The organism is Pseudoalteromonas sp. S3178 (assembly GCF_005886985.1).
GTDB lineage: Bacteria > Pseudomonadota > Gammaproteobacteria > Enterobacterales > Alteromonadaceae > Pseudoalteromonas > Pseudoalteromonas carrageenovora.
Genome location: NZ_PNCW01000598.1, coordinates 1 through 284 on the forward strand (window position 1 = coordinate 1; position 284 = coordinate 284).

At 40.5% G+C, this 284-nt stretch carries 1 pseudogene; it reads left to right on the top strand.

The window, feature by feature from the left end:
• A pseudogene (locus tag CWC11_RS23200) lies at positions 1 to 271 on the top strand (hypothetical protein); the annotation flags it as partial.
• Positions 272 to 284 lie beyond the last annotated feature (13 nt).

Sequence of the window (284 nt, forward strand, 5' to 3'; positions counted from 1 at the left end):
TTTGATGTCGTTGCTAAACTTAATTACAAGCTCGTCTCGCTTAAGTGTCGTCCTCGCAATACTCTTATTTACACTTGGCAATGCATTAATAAGCTATCTCAGTTATTACTTACCCATCCTGTCTTGGCTTTTATATGTGTACCCAGGTGTACAGATATTAGATGTAGCACCGCAAAATAGCTTTTCTCTGAGTGATTGGTTACTGCCTGTTGCGCAAACGATGGGGCTATTAACCCTCAGTACTCTTACCTTTAAAAGGCGGTCGCTATGAGTGCATTAATTGA